At 57.8% G+C, this 709-nt stretch carries 1 protein-coding gene; it reads right to left on the bottom strand.

The annotated features are described in order from the left end of the window. Positions 1-100 precede the first annotated feature (100 nt). Complete coding sequence (locus EN984_RS36650; RefSeq protein ID WP_127267739.1) at positions 101-688, bottom strand: TetR/AcrR family transcriptional regulator; 588 nt, start codon at positions 686-688, stop codon at positions 101-103. Positions 689-709 lie beyond the last annotated feature (21 nt).

The following is a 709-nucleotide window of genomic DNA, read 5'->3' as shown; positions in this document are numbered from 1 at the left end:
CTACATCATCGGATTGCATCAGGCTATTCGTTCCCGCTCGACCAACTCATTTGGGGCGCGCCACTTGCGCTGCCTGATACCACTTTGGCCCGATAGTTTTCTAGCAATCCCGTCCCAGCAGCCTGGTGATCTGGGGGGTGACGATTATGGTGAACAGCCCGGGATCGCTGAAAGCCCTCGCGGACAGCATTGCCCCGTGAACCGATGCCATCAGCATCTGGGCCTCCTCCTCCGGCCGGTTGTTCAAGCGGAACAAGTCCTGTTCCATTCCAGCCCGCAGCACCGACGTAAGCCATCCCGCGAGATTTTGGAAATGGGCACGAACGCGTGACGCCACCTCTTCCGGCAGCATCTGCATCTCGCCGGCGAGCATCGCGCAGACGCAGAACGACGGCGAGGCATCGCGAATGCATGTCCGCCAATAGTTCAGATAGGACTGCAGTTGTTCAGCAGGGCTTGAGAGTTCTCCCCGGAGAGACTCCAAACCCACTTCGGCCTGCCGCCTGTAACGATCCACCAGCACCGAAACCAGCTCGGCCTTCGTCGGAAAATGATGGTGGATACTCGCCTTCCTGATGCCGATGTCAGCCGAGATATCGGCATAGCTGAACCCGTTGTAGCCTCCCGCGACGATGAGAGACTGCGCGACATCGAGAATCTTTTCTGAAGTCGAAGCCATTGATTTCATATCGCCGCCTACCTTCTGGTA

The sequence above is a fragment of the Mesorhizobium sp. M7A.F.Ca.CA.004.12.1.1 genome (assembly GCF_003997835.1).
GTDB lineage: Bacteria > Pseudomonadota > Alphaproteobacteria > Rhizobiales > Rhizobiaceae > Mesorhizobium.
This window is presented reverse-complemented; position numbering and strand designations above follow the sequence as displayed.

Excerpts from the sequence above, each read along its gene's own strand:
- EN984_RS36650 (WP_127267739.1), bottom strand. The coding sequence starts at position 688 with ATGAAATCAATGGCTTCGACTTCAGAAAAGATTCTCGATGTCGCGCAG.